The sequence below is a fragment of the Thiobacillus denitrificans ATCC 25259 genome (genome assembly GCF_000012745.1).
GTDB lineage: Bacteria > Pseudomonadota > Gammaproteobacteria > Burkholderiales > Thiobacillaceae > Thiobacillus > Thiobacillus denitrificans_B.
This window is the reverse complement of record NC_007404.1, coordinates 1,722,008-1,743,104: the sequence shown is the minus strand read 5'-3', so window position 1 is coordinate 1,743,104 and position 21,097 is coordinate 1,722,008. Positions and strand designations below refer to the sequence as shown.

Below are 21,097 nucleotides of genomic sequence, written 5' to 3'. Positions count from 1 at the left end.
TGTTTTTCCGGAATGAATGCAACTTAGCTGTGGATACGGCATTTGGGCCGAAAACCTTAGCCGAAGTTCACCCTAGCACATGCGAGGCCATACCATCGGCGAGCTTGGGTTCGAACCAGGTCGACTTCGGCGGCATGACTTCGTTGGCGTCGGCGACGGCCATCAAGTCTTCCATGCGTGTGGGATGCAGCGAGAACGCAAGCGCCATGTCGCCGCTGTCGACGCGCTTTTCCAGTTCGGCCAGGCCGCGGATGCCGCCGACGAAGTCGATGCGCTTGTCGCGCCGCGGATCGACGATGCCGAGGACGGGCGCGATCAGGTTGTTCTGCAGCAGGCTGACGTCGAGGCGTCCGACCGGGTCGGCCGGCACGAGTTCGGGACGGATGGCGAGGCGATACCACTTGCCCGCGAGGTAGAGACCGAATTCGCCCGGGCGCTCGGGCGTCACCGCGGCGGCGGCCGGTTCGACGTCGAAGGCACCGGCGATCGTCGCCAGGAAGGCGTCGGCGGAAAGGCCGTTGAGGTCGGCGATGACGCGGTTGTAGTCCATGATCCGCATCTCATGCGCGGGGAAGATCACCGACAGGAAGAAGTTGTAGGGCTCGGTGCCGCTGTGGCCGGGGTTGGCAGCGCGGCGCGCGGCGGCGATGCGCGAGGCCGAGGCCGAGCGGTGATGGCCATCGGCGATGTAGAGCGCGCGCATGGCGTCGAACGCGGTGGTGAGGCGCGCCTGCGCGGTCGTGTCGCGGATCGCCCAGAGGGTGTGGCGGACGCCGTCGAGTTCGGCGTCGGAGTCGGGCGTGCCGGCCGCTGCGGCGGCGAGGATGGCGTCGACCTCGGATGCCTCCGGGTAGGCCAGCAGCACCGGCCCGGTCTGCGCATCGAGCGCATCGATCTGGCGCACGCGGTCATCTTCCTTGTCGGGGCGGGTGAACTCGTGCTTGCGGATGCGGTTGGTATTGTAATCGGCGACCGAGGCGGCGGCGACGAGCCCGGTCTGGCTGTGCGTGCCCATCACGATACGGTAGGCGTAGTAGCAGGGCGCCGGATCCCGCGCCAGCACACCAGCGGCGATCATCGCGCGCAGGTTCTCCGCACCCTTGGCGTAGACCTCGGGCGCGTAGGGATCGGTGCCCGGCGCGAGGTCGATTTCCGGCTTGGAAATATGCAGGAAGCTCCATGGGCGACCGCTCGCGCGCTGGCGCGCCTCCTCGGTCGAGAGCACGTCGTAGGGCGGGGCGACGACGTCGTTGGCGCGACCGGGGGCGGGACGGAGGGCGGCGAAGGGTTGGATCAGGCTCATGAGGAATGATGGGTTGCGGATGAAAGGGAGTCGCCCACGGGCGGGCCGAGCGCGGCGAGGAAGGCGTTGACCGCGCCGACCCGCCTGGCAAGGTCAGGCAGGCTCACGCTCAGCTTCAGCCGGTCCGGACCGGCGAGCTTGTAGCCGGCCTTGCCCTGGATCAGAGCGATGATTCTACCCGGATCGACGGGCGGGCTGGGGACGAATTGCACGCTCATCCCCTCTCCGGAAACGTCCAGGCGGGCGATGCCGTAGGCGCGGGTCGCCATGCGCAGGCGATGCACCGCGAGCAGGGCGCGTGTCGTGTCCGGCAGTTCGCCGAAGCGGTCGACCAGTTCCTCCTGCATCGCCGTCAGATCGTCCGGGGTCTGGCAGCTCGCCAGCCGTTTGTACAACACCAGCCGCTCGTGGACGTCCGGGCAGTAGTCGGCGGGCAGCAGCGCCGGCAGGTGCAGGTTGATTTCGGAGACCACGTCGAGCGGCTGGCTCATGTCGGGCTCCTTGCCGGCCTTCAGGCTCGCCACCGCGCCGGCCAGCATGTCGTTGTACAGCGAGAAGCCGACCTCGAGGATCTCGCCGCTCTGCTTCTCGCCCAGCACCTCGCCGGCGCCGCGGATCTCGAGGTCATGGCGGGCGAGGTGGAAGCCCGAGCCGAGTTCTTCCATGAGCTGGATCGCCTCGAGCCGCTTTTTCGCCTGCGGCGTCAGCGTGCGGTCCTCTTCGACGAGCAGATAGGCGAAGGCCTGGTGGTGCGAGCGCCCGACGCGCCCGCGCAATTGATGCAGCTGGGCGAGGCCGAACTTGTCGGCGCGATTGATGAGAATGGTGTTCGCGGTCGGGATGTCGATGCCAGTCTCGATGATCGTCGTGCACAAGAGGATGTCGTAGCGCTGCTGGTAGAAGTCGCGCATCACCTGCTCGAGTTCGCGCTCGCTCATCTGGCCGTGGCCGACGCGGATGCGCGCCTCGGGCAGCAGTTTCTCGAGCCGCTCGCGCATGTTCTGGATGGTGCTAACCTCGTTGTGCAGGAAGTACACCTGGCCGCCGCGCTTGAGTTCGCGCAGCACGGCCTCCCGGATCAGCCCGCCGGAGAAGGACCGGACGAAAGTCTTGACCGCGAGCCGCTTCTGCGGCGCCGTTGCAATGACCGAGAAGTCGCGAATGCCCTCGAGCGACATCGCGAGCGTGCGCGGGATCGGCGTCGCGGTGAGCGTCAGCACGTCGACCTCGGCGCGCAGCGCCTTCAGCTGCTCCTTCTGCCGCACGCCGAAGCGATGTTCCTCGTCGAGAATGACGAGGCCCAGACGGGCGAACTTGACGTCCTTCTGGATCAGCCTGTGGGTGCCGATGACGATGTCGATCCTGCCGTCCTTCAGCGCCTCAAGTGCTGCCGCCTGTTCCTTTGCGGTGCGGAAACGTGACAGCTCGGCGAGCTTCACAGGCCATTGCGAGAAGCGGTCCGAGAAGTTGTTGAAGTGTTGCTCCGCCAGCAGTGTGGTCGGCACCAGCACCGCGACCTGGTAGCCGCCCATCACGGCCATGAACGCGGCGCGCAACGCAACCTCGGTCTTGCCGAAGCCGACGTCGCCGCACACGAGGCGGTCCATCGGCTTGCCCGACTGCATGTCGGCCATCACGGCCGCGATCGCCGCGGCCTGGTCGGGGGTCTCCTCGTAGCCGAAGCCCTCGGCGAAGGCCTCGTAGTCGTGCAGCGAAAAACTGAACGCGTGGCCTTCGCGCGCGGCGCGCAGGGCGTACAGATTCAGCAGCTCGGCGGCGGTGTCGCGCGCAGCCTGCATGGCGCGGCGGCGAGCCTTCTCCCACTGGTCGGTGCCGAGCCTGTGGAGCGGGACCTCGCCTTCGCTCGCACCGGAATAGCGCGAGATCAGATGCAGGTTGGCGACCGGGACGTAGAGCTTGTCGCCCTTGGCGTATTCGAGCTGCAGGAACTCGGTGTCGCCGTCGCCGAGGTCCATGGTCGCCAGGCCGAGGTACTGGCCGACACCGTACTGCGCGTGGACGACAGGATCGCCGGGCTTCAGTTCCGACAGGTCGCGCAACAGGCTGTCGATCTGCGTGGCCCGCGCTTCGCGGGCGCGGCGGGTCTTCGGCGGGATCGCGTAGAGCTCGGTTTCGGTGATGACGGCGAGCGCCTCATCGTGCGTCACGAAGCCTTCGGCAAGCGGGCCATGGGTCAGCAGAATCCTTTCGCGCCCAGCCTCGCAGCCGGCCCATCCGTCGCAGGGCGTGGCGTCGAGACCGTGCTCGGCGAGGTATTCGTGCAGGGTTTCGCGTCGTCCGGCCGACGGCGCGACGATCAGCGTCTTGCCGCGGAAGCCGTCGATGAAGCTGCGCAGCTTGGCGACCGGATGTGCCTCGCGGCGGTCGACCGAGATCGGGGGAAGCGGACGTGCCAGGCCATCGCCGGCCTGCGCGACGTCGAACCGTTCGTAGCTTTTCGCGCGGCTGAAGAAGGCGTCGGTCGCAAGGAACAGATCGGCAGGCGGCAGCAGCGGCCTGTCCTTGTCGCCTGCGAGCAGGCGATGGCGACCTTGCGCCTCGCTCCAGAACGCCTGACCGGCCGCGTCGAGCGCGCCGTGGGCGACCAGCCGCGTGGGCTGCGGCAGGTAGTCGAAGAGGGTCGCGGTCGCGTCGAAAAACAGCGGCAAGTAGTATTCGATGCCGGCCGGCGCGAGGCCGTTGCTGACGTCCTGGTACAGCTTGGACTTCGAGGGGTCGCCTTCGAAGCGTTCGCGGAAATTCTGCCGGAAGCGCGTGACGCCGGCCTCGTCGAGCGGAAATTCGCGCGCCGGCAAGAGGCGCACCTCGTTCACCGGGTAGATGCTGCGCTGGGTGTCGACGTCGAACGCGCGCAGGGTTTCGATCTCGTTGTCGAAGAGGTCGATGCGGTAGGGCACCGCGCTGCCCATCGGGAAGAGGTCGATCAGTCCGCCGCGGACCGAGAATTCGCCCGGCGCGAACACCTGGTTCACGTTGCTGTAGCCGCCGAGCGTCATCTGCGCGCGGAAGGCCGCTTCATCGAGGCGGTCCTTCTGCTTGAGGAAAAAGGTGTGGGCGGCGAGAAAAGACGGCGGCGCCAGCCGGTGCAAGGCCGTCGACAGCGCGACGACTGCAAGGTCGAACTCGCCGCGCGAAATCTGATAGAGCGTCGCGAGCCGCTCCGAGAGCAGGTCGGGGTGGGGCGAGAAATTGTCGTAGGGCAGCGTCTCCCAGTCGGGGAAGGCGCATACCCGCAGCGCGGGGTCGAACCAGCGCAGTTCCTCGGTCAGCCGGTTCGCGTCCCAGGCGCTTGCACACACGATGACGAGCGGCGCGACGCTGCGCGCCGCCTCCGCCAGGTACAGGGCGTCGGCCGCGCCGGCGAGGCCGGATGCTCTGCGGACGGCGAGCGCAGGGTCGTGGAACAGAAGCGCCATGGAAAAAGTTGGCAATTATCGCGGAAATTAGGACTGACGCGCTTCCCAAGAGTTTGGGGCAATCCGGGGAAGTTCAACGGAGGTGCTTTTCGATGCTCCGAGGCGGCAGGGCTTCCGGTCTTGGGGCCAGGCGCGACTGGTAAGGGCCCGCACGCGCAGATGCGCGACCGGACGCGCTCCGGCTCCGCGGTCCCTAGGCAGGCTGGGTCCCGACGGGAATAAACTCCGCCCTCAAGGTGTTCACGTCGATGCAAGGCTGACTTGCATCCAGTTCTTCCACTCCAAGAAAGGATATGCCATGAACACCTCGTTTGCTGTCTCCCTCGCTGCGCTAGGCATGCTGGTCGCCTGTGCCAGCCCGTATGCTGCGCCGCCCGTCAAGAGCCAGAGCGGCGTCCTCACCGACCCGGCCGGCATGACGCTGTATGCATTCGACAAGGACACGGCCGGCTCGGGCAAGAGCATGTGCAACGGCGGCTGTGCTGAAAAATGGCCCCCGCTGGCGGCCGGCGCGTCCGATCGCGCAAGTGGCGACTACGCGATCATCAGCCGCGACGACGGCTCGAAGCAGTGGGCCTATAAGGGCAAGCCGCTTTACCTGTGGAGCAAGGACGTCAAGCCGGGCGACACGACCGGCGACGGGGTCAACAACGTCTGGCATGCCGTCAAACCCTGAGTGCGTGCCCGTTCCGACCTGATCGAGCACTTGCCCCGTCTCCGCCGGTACGCGCGGGCGTTGACGGGCGACGCCAGTCGCGCCGACGACCTCGTGCAGGACACGATGGAACGTGCGCTGGTCAAGCTCGATCTGTGGAAGCCCGGCACCGACCTGCGCGCGTGGTTGTTTACCGTGATGCACAATCTTTACGTAAACCAGGCGCGCAGCCTTCGGCCACCGGGCCCGGCGATCGAGGATCTGCCGGACAAGCCGGTCAGCGGCGGGCAGATGGAGGCGCTGACCGCGCGCGACATCCGAGATGCGCTGGCGAAGCTTCCCGAAGAACAGCGTGCGGTCCTGCTTCTCGTCGGACTCGAACAGTTCAGCTACGCTGAAGCCGCCCGGGTGATCGGGGTGCCGACCGGTACCGTGATGTCACGTCTGGCGCGGGCGCGCGAACGCATGCGCCGGATGCTCACGGGCGAACCCGTCGTCAATCTGAAAGCCGTGAAATGAACGAAAACGTGCGTGAAGACGAACTTCATGCCTATGTGGACGGCGCGCTGGACGAGGCGCGCCGTCTCGAGGTCGAGGCGTGGCTTGCCGCGCATCCGGCCGACGCGGCGCGGGTCGCGGCATGGACCGCGCAGAGCAGGATGATGCACGACGCATTCGACTCCGTGCTCAACGAGCCCCTGCCGCTGAACCTGGTGCGTGCCACGCGGCGGCCGGCGTTCGCTGCGCCTGCCCGCGCCGTGGCCGCGTCGCTGGCCCTGCTCGCAGCCGGCCTCGTCGGCTACGCATTCGGTGTGGCCGGCCAAGGCCAGCCGACCCGGGCGCCGGCGTATCTGGCCCGCGACGCGGCCATCGCCCACGCCGTGTTCAGCCCGGAAACGCGCCATCCGGTGGAAGTCGACGCTGCGCAGGGCGCGCATCTGGTCGCGTGGCTATCCAAGCGGGTCGGAACGCCCCTGCAGGCGCCGGACTTCAGCGCGCAAGGTTTCAGTCTGCTCGGCGGACGGCTGCTCTCGGGCGACACCGGGCCCGTCGCGCAGTTCATGTACGAGGACGGTCTGGGACGCCGGGTGACCCTGTATGTGCGCCGCGCGGCCGCTGACGCCCCCGGGCCTACGGCCTTCCGTCATGCCGTCGAAAAAGGCGTCGACGTGTTCTACTGGATCGACGGCGAGTTCGGTTATGCGCTGTCAGGCCAGATCGGCCGTCAGACCATGCAGCGTCTGGCGGTTGCGGCCTACGGGCAGTTGACCCCCTGAGCCACCGCGCCTCAGTATCCGCGGGCGAGAGCTTTCCTGTTGTCCGCACCGCTTTCCGCCGCAGCGCGTCGCAACGGTCCGGTGATTCGATCGCAGCCGGTAGCAGCGCGGGGGTATAATGCGCGGCTTTCCGTTTTTCCTACTGAGACCCCCATGAGCCTCGATCGCGTTAGCTCCGGCCGCAACCTTCCGGACGATTTCAACGTCATCGTCGAGATCCCCGCCCACGGCGAACCCATCAAGTACGAAGTCGACAAGGAATCCGGCGCGATGTTCGTCGATCGCTTCATGTCGACGGCCATGCACTACCCCTGCAACTACGGCTACATCCCGCACACCCTGTCGGAGGACGGCGATCCGGTCGACGTCCTCGTCATCACGCCGATTCCGCTGATCACCGGCGTGGTCGTGCGCTGCCGCCCGATCGGCATGCTGAAGATGACCGACGAAGCCGGCGTCGACGCCAAGCTGCTGGCGGTCCCGGTGGAGAAGCTGTGCGGGCTGTACAAGGGTGTCAACAGGCCGGAAGACCTCCAGCCGCTGCTGCTGAAGCAGATCGCCCATTTCTTCGAGCACTACAAGGACCTCGAAGACGGCAAGTGGGTCAAGGTCGAAGGCTGGACCGGCGTCGACGATGCGCGCGCCGAGATTCTCGCCGGCGTCGAGCGCTACCGGAACGCGGCGGACAAACCCGCGTTCTAGGGGATAGGGGATAGGGGATAGGATCTAGGAATTAGGGGATCTTGTGCTTCGCCGCATTTCCATGAATTCATAAGGCGCGGCGAAAGCCGCCCAAAATCCGTAGCCCCCAAATCCTAGCCCCTAGCCCCTGACCCCTGACCCCTGACCCCCATGAAGGTCTGCATCCTCTCCGACTCCCACGACAACCGCCGCCTGCTCGGTGCTGCGGTCGAGCACGCCAAGGCCCATGGCGCGGAAGCGGTGCTGCACTGCGGCGACGTGGTCGCGCCGACCACGTTGCGCGTGCTACAGAAATACGAACTGCCGGTGCACGTCATCCACGGCAACAACACCGGCGACCTCTACAACATGAGCCGGCTCGCCGCCGAGCCCAACAGCGTCATCCGCTACCATGGCCAGGACGCGGCGTTCACGCTGGCCGACCGCGATCTCTTCCTGGTCCACTATCCGCACTACGCCCACGCGCTCGCCTGCACGGGCGACTACGACCTCGTCTGCTGCGGTCACGATCACAAGTCAAGCGTCTCGCAGGTGGCGAACGTCAAGGGCGGATCGACCTGGCTCGTCAACCCGGGCACGGTCGGTGGGGTCGGCGCGCCGCCGACCTACATCATGGCCGACCTTCTGGCGATGCAGTTCGAGATCGTGACGGTCGAGGCGGCGCCCGCGTCGGTGCTCCCGCCGGTGACGCCGCATGTATAGCCGGCGCTGCATGTCGGACAGGCATCCGGCCGCCTAGCAAAAGAAAACGGGGCGCGATGCCCCGTTTTTGCGTTGCCGCGGTCGTCGTCTTCCGCTAGTTGACCGGCTTGACCGTCGTCAGTCCCAGCACCTCCCAGTCCTGCATCCCGCCGCGATACCACTTGATCTTGTCGGCCGGGTAGCCGATCTTGAGCAGTCCCTTGATGTTCGTCGGCGACTGGCCGCACCACGGGCCGTTGCAGAACATCACGACGGTCTTGGCGTTATCGAACATGTAGAAGCCGTCCTGGTTGCGCACGCCGAAATGCTTTTCGAGGATGTCCTGGACCGTCATCGGGTCGGATTTCCCGATATTCAGCTTGTCCCAGGGGATGTTGACGGCGCCGGGGATCGTTCCCTTCTCGACCCAGTCCGGGGTACGCGAGTCGACGACCATGATGCTCTTGTCGCCGTCGCTCATCTTCTTGATGTAGTGGATGAGCTCGACTTCGCCGATCGTGTCGACGCCGGGCGCGAGCTGGCCGGGCTGGATGCAGAATGGCGGGCACTTGCGCGAGGTTTTCGCAAAGTCGGGATTGATCGTGTTCTTCTCGTCCTGGTTACGCATGATCGTGACCTTTTGCCCGCCGTGCATGACGTCGACGGAAGGTAGATCGGCCGTGATCTTGACGTCGAGTGCGACGGCCGGCGCCGACAGGGCGACTGCGGTGAAAAGGGCGGACGCAACGAGTAGGGGGCGAAGCTTCATTGGGGTGTCTCCTGAATTGGTATCGGTGTGCAGTGCTATTGATCGCACGCGGGTTCTTCTGCGGGTTTCGCTGGTGCGCCTTGCGCGGCGGTGGTTTCCTCCTGCGTTTTCGGGGGTGCTTGGGGGGCGGTGCTGACGGCCGGTGGCGAGGGTTCCGCCTCGGCCTCGTCGGCGACCGTCGCCATGCTGAAACTCAGCAGTACGGCCGCCGTCGTGAACGTCAAACTTCTGGTCATGCGGGTCTCCTTGCAACACTTGCGGACGTACGCCGGATGGCCGGGTACGCTGTTTGCCTGCAGCAGCTTCCGTGCCATCCGGAAAAGCAATTGATTCATAAGAACAATGTCTTCGGGGCCCTAGACGGACACTGACGCATCTGTCAGGCCGGTTTTCGAATGTGTCATGACACGCGGTGCGCCAGCGCTGACCAACCGCCGGCAGCGACACTCTGCCCTGGAGGCCGGTCCGGCGGCCGCTCGAGCCGCCGCTTTGTAAATATTTCCCCTTATTCGCACATAGAAAACTTCGATTGAAATTAACGGCTTGGCCGTGGCGGCCGGGACGGCCTTCGGAGTACCATTTCGGACACTGAATTCGGCTTAAAAACCGGCTATCTGGGAATGATTCAAAGCCTTGGTCCCAGGTATTTTCGAACGGCTTTGCATCCACTGGGTGGGAGAAACCAATGACGGAGCATGTTGCGACCAACGAGACGATCCTCGTGGTGGGCGGCGGGATTTCCGGCATGACCGCCGCGCTCGAAGCGGCCGAAACCGGCAAAAACGTTGTGCTGATTGAGAAAAACCCTGCGTTGGGCGGACGGACGTCCCAGTTGTATCGCTACTTTCCCAAGCTTTGCCATCCCGTGTGCGGCCTGGAAATCAATACGCGCCGCCTGAAGAACAATCCGCGCGTGCGTGTCATGACGCTCGCCGAGGTAACCGGCATCGAGGGCAGCACCGGCAACTACACCGTCTCGGTCAAGGTCAAGCCGCGCTACGTCAACGAAAATTGCACCGCCTGCGGCGAATGCGGCCGCGCCGTCGAAACCCTGGTCGACGATCCGTTCAACTACAACCTCGGCCAGCACAAGGCGGCATATCTGCCGAACGCGATGGCCTATCCGCAACGCTACGTGATCGATCCGGCGATCATCGGCACGGCCGACGCCGAGCGTGCCAAGGCGGCCTGCAAATACGGCGCGGTCGACCTCGACATGAAGGAAGAGACGATCCAGGTCAAGGCCGGCGCGGTGGTCTGGGCGACCGGTTGGCAGCCCTACGACGCGGCGAAGATCCAGCCTTACGGCTACGACCGCTTCAAGAACGTCATCACCAGTGTCGAGTTCGAGCGCCTCGCCGACATCCACGGCCCGACCGGCGGCAAGATCCTGCGTCCGTCGGACGGCAAGGAAGCGAAGAACATCGCCTTCATCCAGTGCGCCGGGTCGCGCGACGAAAACCATCTCCGGCACTGTTCACGCATCTGCTGCATGGCGTCGCTTAAGCAGACGCACTACGTGCGCGAAGCGTATCCCCAGGACGGCAAGTCGACGATCTACTACATCGACATCCGGGCGATCGACCGCTTCGAGGATTTCTACCAGAAAGTCCAGGCCGATCCATCGGTCACCTTCGTCAAATCCAAGGTCGCCAAGATCACCGAGGACGAACAGGGCAATCCGATCTGCTGGGGCGTCAATACCGAAGGCTACAAGCGTTACACCACGACCCACGATCTGGTGGTCCTCGCCGTCGGCATGGAGCCGTCGGTCAAAGGCATCAACATTCCGGGCCACATCGTCGCGGACTCGAGCGGCTTCATCGAGGCGGATCCGGCCAATGGCGCGGTGTTCGGCGCCGGGTGCGCGTCGAACGCGCTCGACGTCAACCGGGCGGTGCAGTCGGCGACGGCCGCGGCATTGCGCGCCATCCAGGTGGTCAACAAAGTAGCAAAGGCGGAGGCTTAAGAAATGGCTGACATCAAAGTCGCAGCGTACATCTGCAAGGGCTGCGGACTCGGCGAGCGCCTCGACACCGACGCGCTCGTGAAGATCGCGCAGAAGGACGGCAAGGTCCCTCTCGCCAAGTCGCACGATTTCCTGTGCAACGCCGACGGCGTCGCGATGATCAAGAACGACATCGCCAACGAGGGCGTGACCCACATCATGATCGGCGCGTGCTCGCGGCGCGCCAAGACCGAGGCGTTCTATTTTCCCGAAAACGCCGTCGCACGCGCCAACCTGCGCGAGGGCGTGATCTGGATCCGCCCCGACACCGACGAGGCGCGCGAGACGACGCAGGAGATGGCCGAGGACTACGTCCGCATGGGCTGTGCCGAAGTCAAGGCGATGGCCGCGCCGGCGGGCAACCCCAACACCGGGAGCAGCAAGACGCTGCTCGTCGTCGGCGGCGGCGTGACCGGCATGACGACCGCGATCGAGGCGTCCAAGACCGGCTACCCGGTCGTGCTCGTCGAAAAATCCGGCGCGCTGGGCGGCTGGGGCGGCAAGCTTTACAAGCGCGTGCCTGTGCACGAGCCCTACAAAACGCCGATGGACACGGGCGTCGCCGACCTCGTCTCGCAGGTCCTCGGCGACAGCAACATCAAGCTGTATCTGAACGCGAGCATCGCGAAGACCGACGGCGCGCCCGGACGCTTCGTCGTCGAGATCGCGACCGAGTCCGGCGCGACGCACACCGAGGACATCGGCGCGATCGTGCAGGCGACCGGCTTCACGCTGTACGACATGAACAAGCTGCCCGAGCTCGGCGCGGGCAAGTCGCCGAACGTCGTCGACCAGGCGGGGCTCGAGGCCCTGGCGAATGCTGCGGCCGCGGGCGACGGCGTGATTCGCCGGCCTTCCGACGGTCAGCCCGTCAAGTCGGTCGTGTTCGTGCAGTGTGCCGGTCAGCGCGATCCGACGGGTCAGCACCTGTCCTACTGTTCGGGCTTCTGCTGCAACGCCAGCATCAAGCAGGCGATGTACTTCAAGGACGCCAACCCGGCGGTCGACACGACGATCATCTATACCGACCTGCGCACGCCCGGCAACGGCGAAGACTTCTACCGCAGCGCGCAGGAGAAGGGCGTCATCTTCACCAAGGGCAAGGTCTCGGAAGTCGTCCCCGGCGGCGACAGCCTCACCGTGACCTTCCACGATCTGATCCTCGACGACAGCAAGGCGACAATGGGCGACGTCGACCTCGTCGTGCTGGCAACCGGCCAGGTCGCGAACTCGGGCGTCAACATCGACGCCCTGACCAAACCGCAGGTCGAGGGCCAGGAAGGTGGACAGCAGTCCGGCGCGACGGTCGAAGTCAAGCCGATCTCGATCCTCAACCTGACCTATCGTCAGGGCCCGGACGTGCCGCAGCTGAAGCAGGGCTTCACCGACTCGCACTTCATCTGCTTCCCTTACGAAACGCGCCGCACGGGCATCTACACGGCCGGCCCGGTGCGTCGTCCGATGGACATGACGCAGGCCCGCGAGGACGCGACCGGCGCCGCGCTGAAGGCGATCCAGGCGCTGGAAAATGCCGAACTGGGCCGCGCGGCGCATCCGCGCTCGGGCGATCTTTCCTTCCCGAAGGTGCGTCTCGAAGGCTGCACGCAGTGCAAGCGCTGTACGGTCGAATGTCCGTTCGGTGCGATCGACGAGGACGAGAAGCGCTTCCCGGTCTTCAACGAATCGCGCTGCCGCCGGTGCGGTACCTGCATGGGCGCGTGCCCGGTGCGCGTGATTTCGTTCGAGAACTACTCGGTCAACACGGTCGGCGCGCAGATCAAGGCCGTCGACATTCCCGACGAATTCAGCGAGAAGCCGCGCATCCTGATCCTCGCCTGCGAGAACGACGCCTACCCCGCGCTCGACATGGCCGGCATGAACCGCAACGAGTACTCGGCCTTCGTGCGCATCATCCCGATCCGCTGTCTCGGTTCGGTCAACACGATCTGGGTGACCGACGCGCTCAACGCGGGCTACGACGGCGTCATGATGATGGGCTGCAAGTCCGGCGACGAGTACCAGTGCCACTTCGTCAAAGGCTCGGAGCTGGGCCGCGTGCGCATGTCCAAGATCGACGACACGCTGAAGACGCTCAACCTGGAGTCGGAGCGCGTGCGCGATCTCGAGGTGGCGATCACCGACATCGAACGCGTGCCCGAGATGATCAACAAGTACGCGGAAGAGCTGGTTGCCGTCGGCCCCAGCCCGTTCAAGGGATTCTAAAATGCATCGGCCATTTTTGACGAGGCATCAGACCGGAGTGAATGCATGAGCGCGAACACCGCAATGGCGGAGAGGTACCGCAACAATTTCCTCAAGGAAATCGAAGAACAGGTCGAGATGGGCGACTGGGTCAAGATGTGCATGCAATGCGGCGTCTGCTCGGGTTCCTGTCCGACCAACTTCCAGAGCGCCTGGGAGCATCCGCCGCAGGAACTCTTCATGATGATCCGCGCCGGCCGCCGCGAGGAAGTGCTGACGACGACCTCGATGTGGAACTGCACGTCCTGCTACAACTGCATCGTGCGCTGCCCGCGCAAGCTGCCGATCACCCACATCATGCACGGCATCGCCGAGTACGCGCATCGCCTCGGTATGGCGCCGAAGATGCAGCCGACGCGCTTCTTCAGCGGCCTGTTCTGGAAGAACGCGACCAAGACCGGACGCGTCAACGAGCTCAAGCTGTCGATGGGCCTGTATTTCAAGGACGGCTTCGTCCAGGGCATCAAGAACGGCATGGCGATGCAGTCCGTCGCGTTGGGCCTGGTCAAGGCCGGTCGCCTCAACGTGATGGAATTGTTCGGCGGCCACAAGTGCCGTGACCAGAAGGGCATCCAGGCGATGCTGAACAAGGCCTACGAAATCGAGCGGACGCGCAAGGCCGCGAAGATGGCAGGCTGAGGAGAGATAGACAAATGGCGAAACATGAATACGCGTTTTACCCCGGTTGCTCGTCGCAGAAGGGCGCGTCCGCATCCAACTACCTGACCTCGGTCGAGTCGATGTGCAAGACGCTCGACGTCAAGCTGACCGAGATCCCCGACTGGAATTGCTGCGGCGCGTCGATCGGTTATGCCGAGGCCGGCGAATTGCCGCGCCACGTGCTCAATGCGCGCAACTTCGCGCTGTCCGAGAAAAACCTTCCCGGACAGGAAATGGTCGCGACCTGTGCCGCGTGCTGGCTCGGCGCGCGCGAGACCCGCGAGCGCCTGACCCATTCCGACACGCTGATGGCCGATACGCGCGAGGCTTTGAAGGAGGCCGGCCTGACGATCAACGAAATGCCCGAGATCCGCCACATGGTCGAAGTGCTGATCGAGGATCTCGGCTTCGACGAGATGAAGAAGCACGTCGTGCGCCCGCTCGAGGGCGTGAAGATCGCGGGCTACGTCGGCTGTCAGACCAACCGTCCGTTCGGCGTGGCCGGCGAGTCGTTCGAGAACCCGAAGTATCTCGACGAGATGATCGAGATGGTCGGTGCCGAATCGATCCCGGAATACGAGCAGAAGGTGACCTGCTGCGGCGGCGCGCTCGCGTTCTCGGAGCCCGAAAAGGCGCAGGCGCAGATCAAGGACATCGTCGAGTCGGCCTACGACCACGGCGCCGAGATGATCGTCACGCCGTGCCCGCTGTGCCAGGCCAACGTCGAAATCTATCAGGGCCAGATCAACAAGCGTTACGGCACCAAGTTCGACATTCCCGTCATGTATTACAGCCAGCTCATGGTCGTCGCCTACGGCGGCAGCGCCAAGGACGCCGCGCTGAACGGGCAGGTTATCAAGGCACGCAAGCTCGAAGAGATCGCCGCCAAGCCGGTCAAGCGCTGAACCGCGCCGGCACGACGCAACAGGGGCCTCGGCCCCTGTTTTTGTTTTACTCGAACCGCCGGGCGCAGCGCCCGCGACGGGTCGCCAGGTGCGCTCCCTCGCGCTATGCTCGGGTTTTGTCTCGACTGCGACGAACATGAAGAAAGCTCACACGCTCAACGAACTCATCGATCTCGTCCACGAAGCGGTGTACGAGGTCGATGAATTGCGCGCCTGCCTCGAGCACGACGACGACGAGGCCTCGACCTATACGCCTTACCTCGACGACCTCGACCGTATGCTGCGCGACCTGCACGAGGCCATGGTCTCGGGACGGTACGCCGGCGTCGGCGGCGGCGAGGATCTCGCCTTCATGCCGCTTTTCAAGAAGCACGAGCGCGCGATCCCGTTCCGCGAACTGCTGCGCACGATCAACGCGACCCATCGCGAGGGCTACGAGGCCTGAATTCGGCGCCACCGCGGTAAGCGGATCCCGGGCAGGCCCGAGCAAGCGCTGGCGGGTTCCGGGCATGCTGCTCGCTCACCAAAGAATCGTCCTACGCCGCTTTCGGTCGCTGCCGATGCGCTCCCCCGCGCATGTCCGTCACACTCTCGCTACACGCGCTTTGATTGCCGTTCGACGTCGCGCGCGGCGTGAACCCGCGGTCCGGCGAACGCCGATGCGGCGTGAGTTTTCCATCCAGCGGGGGAGCGGCCGTGAGCCTTGAGAATCCTGTCAAACGCCTGTTCATGACGCTCACCCAGGGTGTCTACGTCGTCGGCGTCGTCGACGACGGACGGTATAACGCCTTCACGGCGTCGTCGGTCATGCAGGTGTCGCTGCAGCCGCCGATGCTCGCGCTTGCCGTCAATCCGGGCAACGCGTCCTACCCGCTGCTGATCGCGGGCGGCATCTTTGCGGTGACGGTGCTGCAGAGCGATCAAGCGGCGCTCGCCGATCGTTTCGGCAATCTCAGCGCGAAGGACGACGACAAGCTCGCCGGCGTCGCATGGCACGACTCGGTATCGGGCGCGCCTGTGCTCGACGAAGGCTTGTCCTACTTCGACTGCCGGGTGATCAGCAAGCTGCCGGCCGGCGATCACGTGGTGATCCTGGCCGAGGTGACGGGCGGGGAGTTTCTGCAGCCACGGGGGAGGCCGCTTCGCTACGACGAACTCGGCGACCTCGACGGCAGCAACGAACTCCTTCCCGACCGATTGGGCGACTAGCACGCCCCGAGGTGTTCACTGGGGAGTGCCGCCGGCGACTCGCGTACGACCGCCGTCCCAAGCTCAGCGGTCGGTGGCCGCCTGATCGTCGCTCCCCTGGATCGTAAGCTGGTTGTCCACGTTGACGACGCCGTCGACGCCCTGTGCGATCTCGGTCGCGCGTTGCTTCGCCGCGTCGTCCTGCACCGCCCCGGTCAACGTGACGGTTCCTTGCTCGGTATCGACCGAAATATCGAGGCCTTTGAGCGTATCGTCGGCAAGATATTTCCCTTTGACCGCGGTCGTGACGGCCGCGTCGTCAATCGCCTGGCCGGCCCGGTCGGCCGTGTCGCCCAAGGTGCTCCCGACGCTGCCGGCTGAGCCGCTCGAAGCGGGGGTTTCTGCTTCGCCGACGTCGACGGCGTCGTTCTCGGTAGCTTCGTTGTTGCGATCGCAGCCGGCAGCAAAGAGCGCGAGGCTGGCGGCAAAGGCGATCGTTGCGATACGGGTTCCATTCATGGGAAGGCTCCTTAAAAAAGTGACACCGTGACGATTCCCTTCTGCGCGGATTCTGGTGCTCCGGCCACGCAGCTTGCCTTGCGGCGCAGTTCAGACTGTATCCGCGGCACGCGCGCAAGCGTATAGGCCGAGCGCGCGACCTCTTGTAGGACTAGGGCAACCGGCCCTGAGTCATAGCCGCGCAGATTCCCCCAAACTCAGTTCGATGGGTCGTGCGATATGGCCGCGCCACCGGGAGTCACCCGGGGGAAAAGGAGCGGACGCGCCGATGTAACATTGCGGCCCATGCTCAGAACCATCGTCCCCGCCCGACTCGAATTCCGCGACGGCGTCCCGTATTCCGCGGCCTACGGCGACGTTTACCATTCTGCCGACGGCGGCCCCGGCCAGGCCCGCCATGTCTTTCTTGCCGGCTGCGGCCTGCCCGCCGCCTGGGCCGGCCGCGACAGCTTCGTCGTGCTCGAGACCGGTTTCGGCACCGGGCTGAATTTTCTCGCGACCTGGGCGGCGTGGCGTGACGACCCCGCCCGGCCGTCGCGGCTGCATTTCCTGTCGGTCGAAAAACACCCGTTCCAGGCGGCCGACCTCGCCCGCATTCACGCGCAATGGCCCGAATTCGCTGAGCTGTCCGAGGTGCTGCGCGGCAATTGGCCCATGCTTCTGCCGGGATTCCACCGCGTCGCGCTCGACGGCGGCCGCGTGCAGCTCACGCTGATGCTCGGCGAGGCGGCGGAATGCCTGCACGAGGTCGAGGCGCGCGTGGACGCGTTCTATCTCGACGGCTTCGCCCCCGACCGCAACACGGATCTGTGGCAACCCCAATTATTTGAAACCCTGGCGTGGCTCGCGAACCCGGGGGCAACGGCCGCGACCTACACCGTCGCGGCGCCGGTGTTACAGGGGCTGACCCAAGCCGGCTTCGCCTGCGAAAAACGTCGCGGCTACGGCCGCAAGCGTCATTGCATGAGCGCGCGTTTCGCAGGCCGATCACGCGCGGAGGTGTCCGCTGCCCCCCGGCATGTCGCGGTCATCGGCGGCGGCGTCGCGGGCGCGGCGGCAGCGCGCGCGCTGGTCGACCGCGGCGTGTCGGTAACGCTGCTCGAGCGCGCAACCGCGCCGGCCGAGGGGGCTTCGGGCAATCCGGTCGCAGTGTTCCGGCCGCTGATTTCGCGCGACGACAACCGCGCGACGCGCCTCACACGGGCGGCTTTCCTTCACGATCTGCGCGCGTGGGCCGCGCTCGGCGAGTGCGTGCAATGGGCGCGTTGCGGCGTCCTGCACCTCGCGCGCGACGCGGCGACCGCCGCGAAGCAGCAGCAGGCCTTGGCCGAGATTGCCCTCCCGGCCGATTACGCGCGCTGGGTGGACTTGGGCGAGGCGCGCGAACTCGCGCACTGGTCCGTCGCCGCGCCCGGCACGTTCTACTCGGCGGCGGGCTGGGTCGTGCCCGGAAGCCTGTGCCGCGCCTGGCTCGACCACCCCGGCATCGGCTTGCAGACCAATCGGGCGGTCGGGCGTCTCCAAGCGGTCTCGAACGGCTGGCAGATCCTGGATCGCGAAGGCCACGCGCTAGCCGAAGCCGACGCGGTCGTGCTCGCCAACGCACGCGACGCGTCGCGTCTCGCCCTCGGTCAAGCCTGGCCGCTCCACACTGTGCGCGGGCAGGTCACGCAACTGCCGGCGGGCAGCCTGCCGGAAATCGCCCGTGTGATCGCGCGCGAAGGCTACGTCGCGCCGGGGGCCGCCGGGCCGCTGGTCGGCGCGACTTACGAACATCCTGAAGGGTACAAGGAGAACGACGACGACACCGCGCCGCGCGCGGCGAGCGACGTCGCCAATCTCGCGCGCCTCGAGGCCATTCTGCCCGGCGCTACTCAGCGATTCGTGTCGAATGAGGTGAGCGGCCGCGCCTCGCTGCGCGCGACCCTGCCGGATCGCCTGCCGCTCGTCGGGGCAGTCGATGGACAACCGGGGTTGTATGTGGCGGCGGGTTACGCCTCGCGCGGCGTCGTCTGGGCGGGGCTGCTCGGGGAGGCGCTTGCCGACCTGATCACCGGCCAGCCGCTGCCTTTGGAAGCCGAGTTGATGCGAGGAATCGCGCCGGCGCGGTTTGCCGGCAACAGAAAGACGGCCTGAAGCGAAACTGGGCCGTGGCGTTGCCGCAGCGGATCAGGCGGCGGTGAGCGGTTTTCCCGTGCGCGCGGCAACCGCGAGTCCCGCCTGGTCGTAAAGCCCATTCTGATGGGTCGCGGCGTGAACCAGCACGTTGAGTGCCTGGCGAGTGGAGGCGAGTCGCAGATCGATCAGCGCGCCGATGCGCTCGTTCATCGCCCGGGCCTGTCCTTCCAGGTCGCACAGTTCCTGCCAGCGGTCCCGTGATTCGGGGTCGCCATGTTGCGCGAGCCAGCTGTCCATTCCGGCGCGGTCGGCGGTGCAGCCGGCGGCGAGCAGATCGGCTTGGCGCGCGCTGGCGAGTTTGCCGAGATTCTGCAACTGACTCAGCTTGGACGCGTTCAACTGCGCGAGGTGATCGGCTTCGCCGTCGACCAGCGCGCGTTCCTCCTCCGCCAGAACGTTTAGCAGGGCCTGCCAAGCGGCGACTTCCGCCTTGAGGCCGGCGGACAGCGAAGACTCACTTGGCGGCACGGAGCATCTCCTTGACGGAATCGAGCAGGCCTTCGGCGATGTTTGCGGTATCGATGGTGTACTGGCCCGATGCAATGGCTTGCTTGATGCTGTCGACGCGGGCGCGGTCGACGACCGGGATCGCCGCGAGCTGGCTTTCGAGCTGCTTCAACTGCGTCGCCTGCGGGCTCAGCGTGACGTCGGTTTGCGGGGCGGTTGACGCGTGTCCGTTGGCCCGTGCCTGAGCTGGTCGGTTGTCGATGGAGGGTAGCGGGATCGGCTGCGCGCCGGGATCGATTTTCATGGCGAATTCCTGTGGTTGACGAACGGCGCGGGCAGCGCGTCCGAAACACTCTCAGTAACGTCGATATCGCGAAATCCTGTAGCCATGATTCGCGCCTTCAAAACGCGACGACGACCTGCTGGCCGTCCTGTGCGACGCCACTGACGACCTGCCCCGAGCGGGTCTTCACGCGCACGCGCTCGCCGCGCCCGGCGTTGGCGAGCGCCTGGCCTTCGGTTTGCACGGAAAACCCCGGTCCGTTGAGCACGAGGCGCGTCGTCTGGCCTTGTTGCACGGCGAGCGGCGCGCGCAAGAGCGCGGCGCGCAAGGGCGCGCCGGCAGCGAGGCCCGATACCGTGCGGTAGCCGAGCAGCGCGCCCACGTCGCGCGCGACGTCGGTCGGCAGGTTGCCGAGATTGCCTTCGCGAAGCGTGAGATCGGCTTCGGTCAGCACGTGGTTGGCGGGCACCGGGTGGCGCGTCACGGCATAGGCCGCGATCAGCCGCACGTCGGCCCCCAGGTAGACCGTCCAGCTTTGCGGCGCGAGGCAGCGCACGCCGACGGTCGTGCGACCGATGCTGCGGGCCCCGGCCGTTTGAAACGCCTCGAGGCTCGCGCACGCGGGTAGGGCCGCACGCGGCGGCTTGACCTCGACGGTCAGCGTCCCGGGCAGGCCGCTGCTCTGCATTTTCAGAAAACGTTCGGCCTGGGCCTGCACGGCCGCCGGGTCCTGCTGCGCCGCAGCGTTCGCGTTGCCGGCGAGCCCGCACGCCGCGACGGCCGCCGCGGTCGCGCGCAGCCATTTGCCCACGGAAGATGATGCGCTCGCCATCTCGATGCCTCCTCGGCTTTCCACACCGAGCATTCTAGGAAGCCAGGCCGTTTCGCAAGGGGGGAAATGAGGGGCCTTTTTGCCGCTTATCGTTAGATTGGATGGACAGGGGCGTGTCTAGGATGCAGTCATCGTAAAAGGGCCTGCGGCCCGGATGAGGGGACGACCATGCTGAACCGGCTCGACGAGATGTTGAATTTCCATACCCAGGCGCTGCGCGTCCGCGACCAGCGCCAGCAGGTATTGGCGTCCAATATCGCCAACGCCGACACGCCGCATTACAAGGCGCGCGACCTCGATTTCAAGACTGCGCTGCAAGGTGCGCTGCAGGGTACGCAGACGGGCGGTACGGCGCTCGCGACGACGGCGCCGGGTCACCTGGCAGGCAAGGCCGGCGGCTCCGACGCGGGGCTGCTATATCGTACCCCGGCGCAGGGCAGCGTCGACGGCAACACGGTCGACGTCGACGCCGAGCGTGCGGCGTTCGCCGAAAACGCGATCCAGTACGAGTTCAACCTGACCCGGCTCAACCAGCAGATCAAGGGCCTTCTGGCCGCGATCCAGGGATAAGGAGGCGTCATGTCCCTCTTCAACATCTTCAACGTCGCCGGCTCGGCGATGAACGCCCAGTCGCAGCGGCTCAACACCGTCGCCAGCAATCTCGCCAACGCCGACAGCGCGACCAGCGCGAACGGCCAGCCCTACAAGGCCAAACAGGTCGTGTTCGCCGCGGCACCGGTTGGCGATAACGGCGCGACCGGGGTCAACGTCGCCGCCGTCATCGACGATCCGTCGCCGATGAAAACGGTCTACGACCCGAAGAACCCGCTCGCCGACGACAAGGGCTACGTCACGATGCCCAACGTCAACGTCGTCGAGGAAATGGTCAACATGATTTCGGCGTCGCGCTCCTACCAGTCCAACGTCGAGATGATGAACACCACCAAGACGCTGTTGCTGAAGACGCTGAACCTGGGCAGCTGACCCGCCT

22 protein-coding genes are annotated in these 21,097 nt (G+C 65.8%); 14 read left to right on the top strand and 8 right to left on the bottom strand.

The genetic code is table 11. The annotated features are described in order from the left end of the window. Positions 1-67: 67 nt before the first annotated feature. Both TBD_RS08285 and mfd read right to left on the bottom strand, forming a co-directional pair. Positions 68-1,303 (bottom strand): DUF1015 domain-containing protein, encoded by a 1,236-nt coding sequence (locus tag TBD_RS08285; protein WP_011312169.1) that lies wholly within the window; start codon positions 1,301-1,303, stop codon positions 68-70. Beyond that, positions 1,300-4,740 carry a transcription-repair coupling factor gene (gene mfd / locus TBD_RS08280; RefSeq protein ID WP_011312168.1) on the bottom strand — a complete coding sequence of 1,147 codons (3,441 nt, stop codon included), beginning with the start codon at positions 4,738-4,740 and terminating at the stop codon, positions 1,300-1,302. The genes TBD_RS08285 and mfd overlap by 4 nt, the downstream gene beginning before the upstream one ends. A gap of 298 nt (positions 4,741-5,038) precedes the next feature. Here mfd and TBD_RS08275 point away from each other — a divergent pair, with 298 nt between their 5' ends. The 5 genes from TBD_RS08275 (at position 5,039) to TBD_RS08255 (ending at position 8,076) form a co-directional block, all read left to right on the top strand. Further along, positions 5,039-5,416, top strand: coding sequence for a COG4315 family predicted lipoprotein (locus tag TBD_RS08275; protein WP_011312167.1), 378 nt, complete (start codon positions 5,039-5,041; stop codon positions 5,414-5,416). After that, on the top strand, positions 5,417-5,914 hold the full coding sequence (locus TBD_RS08270) for a sigma-70 family RNA polymerase sigma factor (RefSeq protein ID WP_011312166.1): 498 nt from the start codon (positions 5,417-5,419) through the stop codon (positions 5,912-5,914). Continuing rightward, positions 5,911-6,672 carry an anti-sigma factor family protein gene (locus TBD_RS08265; RefSeq protein ID WP_011312165.1) on the top strand — a complete coding sequence of 254 codons (762 nt, stop codon included), beginning with the start codon at positions 5,911-5,913 and terminating at the stop codon, positions 6,670-6,672. Before TBD_RS08270 ends, TBD_RS08265 begins: the two co-directional genes overlap by 4 nt. A gap of 153 nt (positions 6,673-6,825) precedes the next feature. Continuing rightward, positions 6,826-7,374 (top strand): inorganic diphosphatase, encoded by a 549-nt coding sequence (ppa, locus tag TBD_RS08260; RefSeq protein WP_041432579.1) that lies wholly within the window; start codon positions 6,826-6,828, stop codon positions 7,372-7,374. 150 nt (positions 7,375-7,524) lie between these two features. Then, complete coding sequence (locus tag TBD_RS08255; protein ID WP_011312163.1) at positions 7,525-8,076, top strand: metallophosphoesterase family protein; 552 nt, start codon at positions 7,525-7,527, stop codon at positions 8,074-8,076. Positions 8,077-8,170: 94 nt separating this feature from the next. Here TBD_RS08255 and TBD_RS08250 read toward each other — a convergent pair whose 3' ends face one another. Both TBD_RS08250 and TBD_RS08245 read right to left on the bottom strand, forming a co-directional pair. Then, positions 8,171-8,824 (bottom strand): rhodanese-like domain-containing protein, encoded by a 654-nt coding sequence (locus TBD_RS08250; RefSeq protein WP_011312162.1) that lies wholly within the window; start codon positions 8,822-8,824, stop codon positions 8,171-8,173. A gap of 35 nt (positions 8,825-8,859) precedes the next feature. Next, positions 8,860-9,159 carry a hypothetical protein gene (locus TBD_RS08245; protein ID WP_011312161.1) on the bottom strand — a complete coding sequence of 100 codons (300 nt, stop codon included), beginning with the start codon at positions 9,157-9,159 and terminating at the stop codon, positions 8,860-8,862. A 350-nt stretch (positions 9,160-9,509) separates the two neighbouring features. Between TBD_RS08245 and TBD_RS08240 the strand changes: the two genes are divergently transcribed. From TBD_RS08240 to TBD_RS08215, 6 genes are all read left to right on the top strand, one after another. Then, complete coding sequence (locus tag TBD_RS08240; protein WP_011312160.1) at positions 9,510-10,793, top strand: CoB--CoM heterodisulfide reductase iron-sulfur subunit A family protein; 1,284 nt, start codon at positions 9,510-9,512, stop codon at positions 10,791-10,793. A gap of 3 nt (positions 10,794-10,796) precedes the next feature. Further along, on the top strand, positions 10,797-13,055 hold the full coding sequence (locus tag TBD_RS08235; protein WP_011312159.1) for a hydrogenase iron-sulfur subunit: 2,259 nt from the start codon (positions 10,797-10,799) through the stop codon (positions 13,053-13,055). A 45-nt stretch (positions 13,056-13,100) separates the two neighbouring features. After that, complete coding sequence (locus TBD_RS08230; RefSeq protein WP_011312158.1) at positions 13,101-13,733, top strand: 4Fe-4S dicluster domain-containing protein; 633 nt, start codon at positions 13,101-13,103, stop codon at positions 13,731-13,733. Positions 13,734-13,747: 14 nt separating this feature from the next. Beyond that, positions 13,748-14,659, top strand: a complete 912-nt coding sequence (locus TBD_RS08225; protein ID WP_011312157.1) for a CoB--CoM heterodisulfide reductase iron-sulfur subunit B family protein — start codon at positions 13,748-13,750, stop codon at positions 14,657-14,659. Positions 14,660-14,795: 136 nt separating this feature from the next. Further along, positions 14,796-15,104 carry a hypothetical protein gene (locus TBD_RS08220; protein WP_011312156.1) on the top strand — a complete coding sequence of 103 codons (309 nt, stop codon included), beginning with the start codon at positions 14,796-14,798 and terminating at the stop codon, positions 15,102-15,104. Positions 15,105-15,355: 251 nt separating this feature from the next. Continuing rightward, positions 15,356-15,868, top strand: a complete 513-nt coding sequence (locus tag TBD_RS08215; RefSeq protein WP_011312155.1) for a flavin reductase family protein — start codon at positions 15,356-15,358, stop codon at positions 15,866-15,868. Positions 15,869-15,931: 63 nt separating this feature from the next. On the opposite strand, the gene TBD_RS08210 is transcribed toward TBD_RS08215, so the two are convergent. Then, positions 15,932-16,366, bottom strand: coding sequence for a BON domain-containing protein (locus TBD_RS08210; protein WP_011312154.1), 435 nt, complete (start codon positions 16,364-16,366; stop codon positions 15,932-15,934). Positions 16,367-16,651: 285 nt separating this feature from the next. Between TBD_RS08210 and mnmC the strand changes: the two genes are divergently transcribed. Continuing rightward, positions 16,652-18,502 (top strand): bifunctional tRNA (5-methylaminomethyl-2-thiouridine)(34)-methyltransferase MnmD/FAD-dependent 5-carboxymethylaminomethyl-2-thiouridine(34) oxidoreductase MnmC, encoded by a 1,851-nt coding sequence (gene mnmC / locus TBD_RS08205; RefSeq protein ID WP_011312153.1) that lies wholly within the window; start codon positions 16,652-16,654, stop codon positions 18,500-18,502. 33 nt (positions 18,503-18,535) lie between these two features. Here the strand turns inward: mnmC and TBD_RS08200 are convergent, their stop codons facing one another. The 3 genes from TBD_RS08200 to flgA all read right to left on the bottom strand — a co-directional run bounded on the left by TBD_RS08200 (position 18,536) and on the right by flgA (position 20,130). After that, positions 18,536-19,012, bottom strand: a complete 477-nt coding sequence (locus TBD_RS08200; protein ID WP_011312152.1) for a flagella synthesis protein FlgN — start codon at positions 19,010-19,012, stop codon at positions 18,536-18,538. Further along, positions 18,999-19,295: a flagellar biosynthesis anti-sigma factor FlgM gene (gene flgM / locus TBD_RS08195; protein ID WP_011312151.1), complete on the bottom strand. Its 297-nt coding sequence runs from the start codon at positions 19,293-19,295 to the stop codon at positions 18,999-19,001. Before flgM ends, TBD_RS08200 begins: the two co-directional genes overlap by 14 nt. Positions 19,296-19,392: 97 nt before the next feature. After that, positions 19,393-20,130: a flagellar basal body P-ring formation chaperone FlgA gene (gene flgA, locus TBD_RS08190; RefSeq protein WP_238376437.1), complete on the bottom strand. Its 738-nt coding sequence runs from the start codon at positions 20,128-20,130 to the stop codon at positions 19,393-19,395. 144 nt (positions 20,131-20,274) lie between these two features. Here flgA and flgB point away from each other — a divergent pair, with 144 nt between their 5' ends. Together flgB and flgC are read left to right on the top strand one after the other, a co-directional pair. Further along, on the top strand, positions 20,275-20,676 hold the full coding sequence (gene flgB, locus TBD_RS08185; protein ID WP_011312149.1) for a flagellar basal body rod protein FlgB: 402 nt from the start codon (positions 20,275-20,277) through the stop codon (positions 20,674-20,676). Between the two features lie 9 nt (positions 20,677-20,685). Further along, a complete protein-coding gene (gene flgC / locus TBD_RS08180) occupies positions 20,686-21,090 on the top strand; it encodes a flagellar basal body rod protein FlgC (protein WP_011312148.1) in 405 nt (134 codons plus the stop codon). The last annotated feature ends 7 nt before the right edge of the window (positions 21,091-21,097 follow it).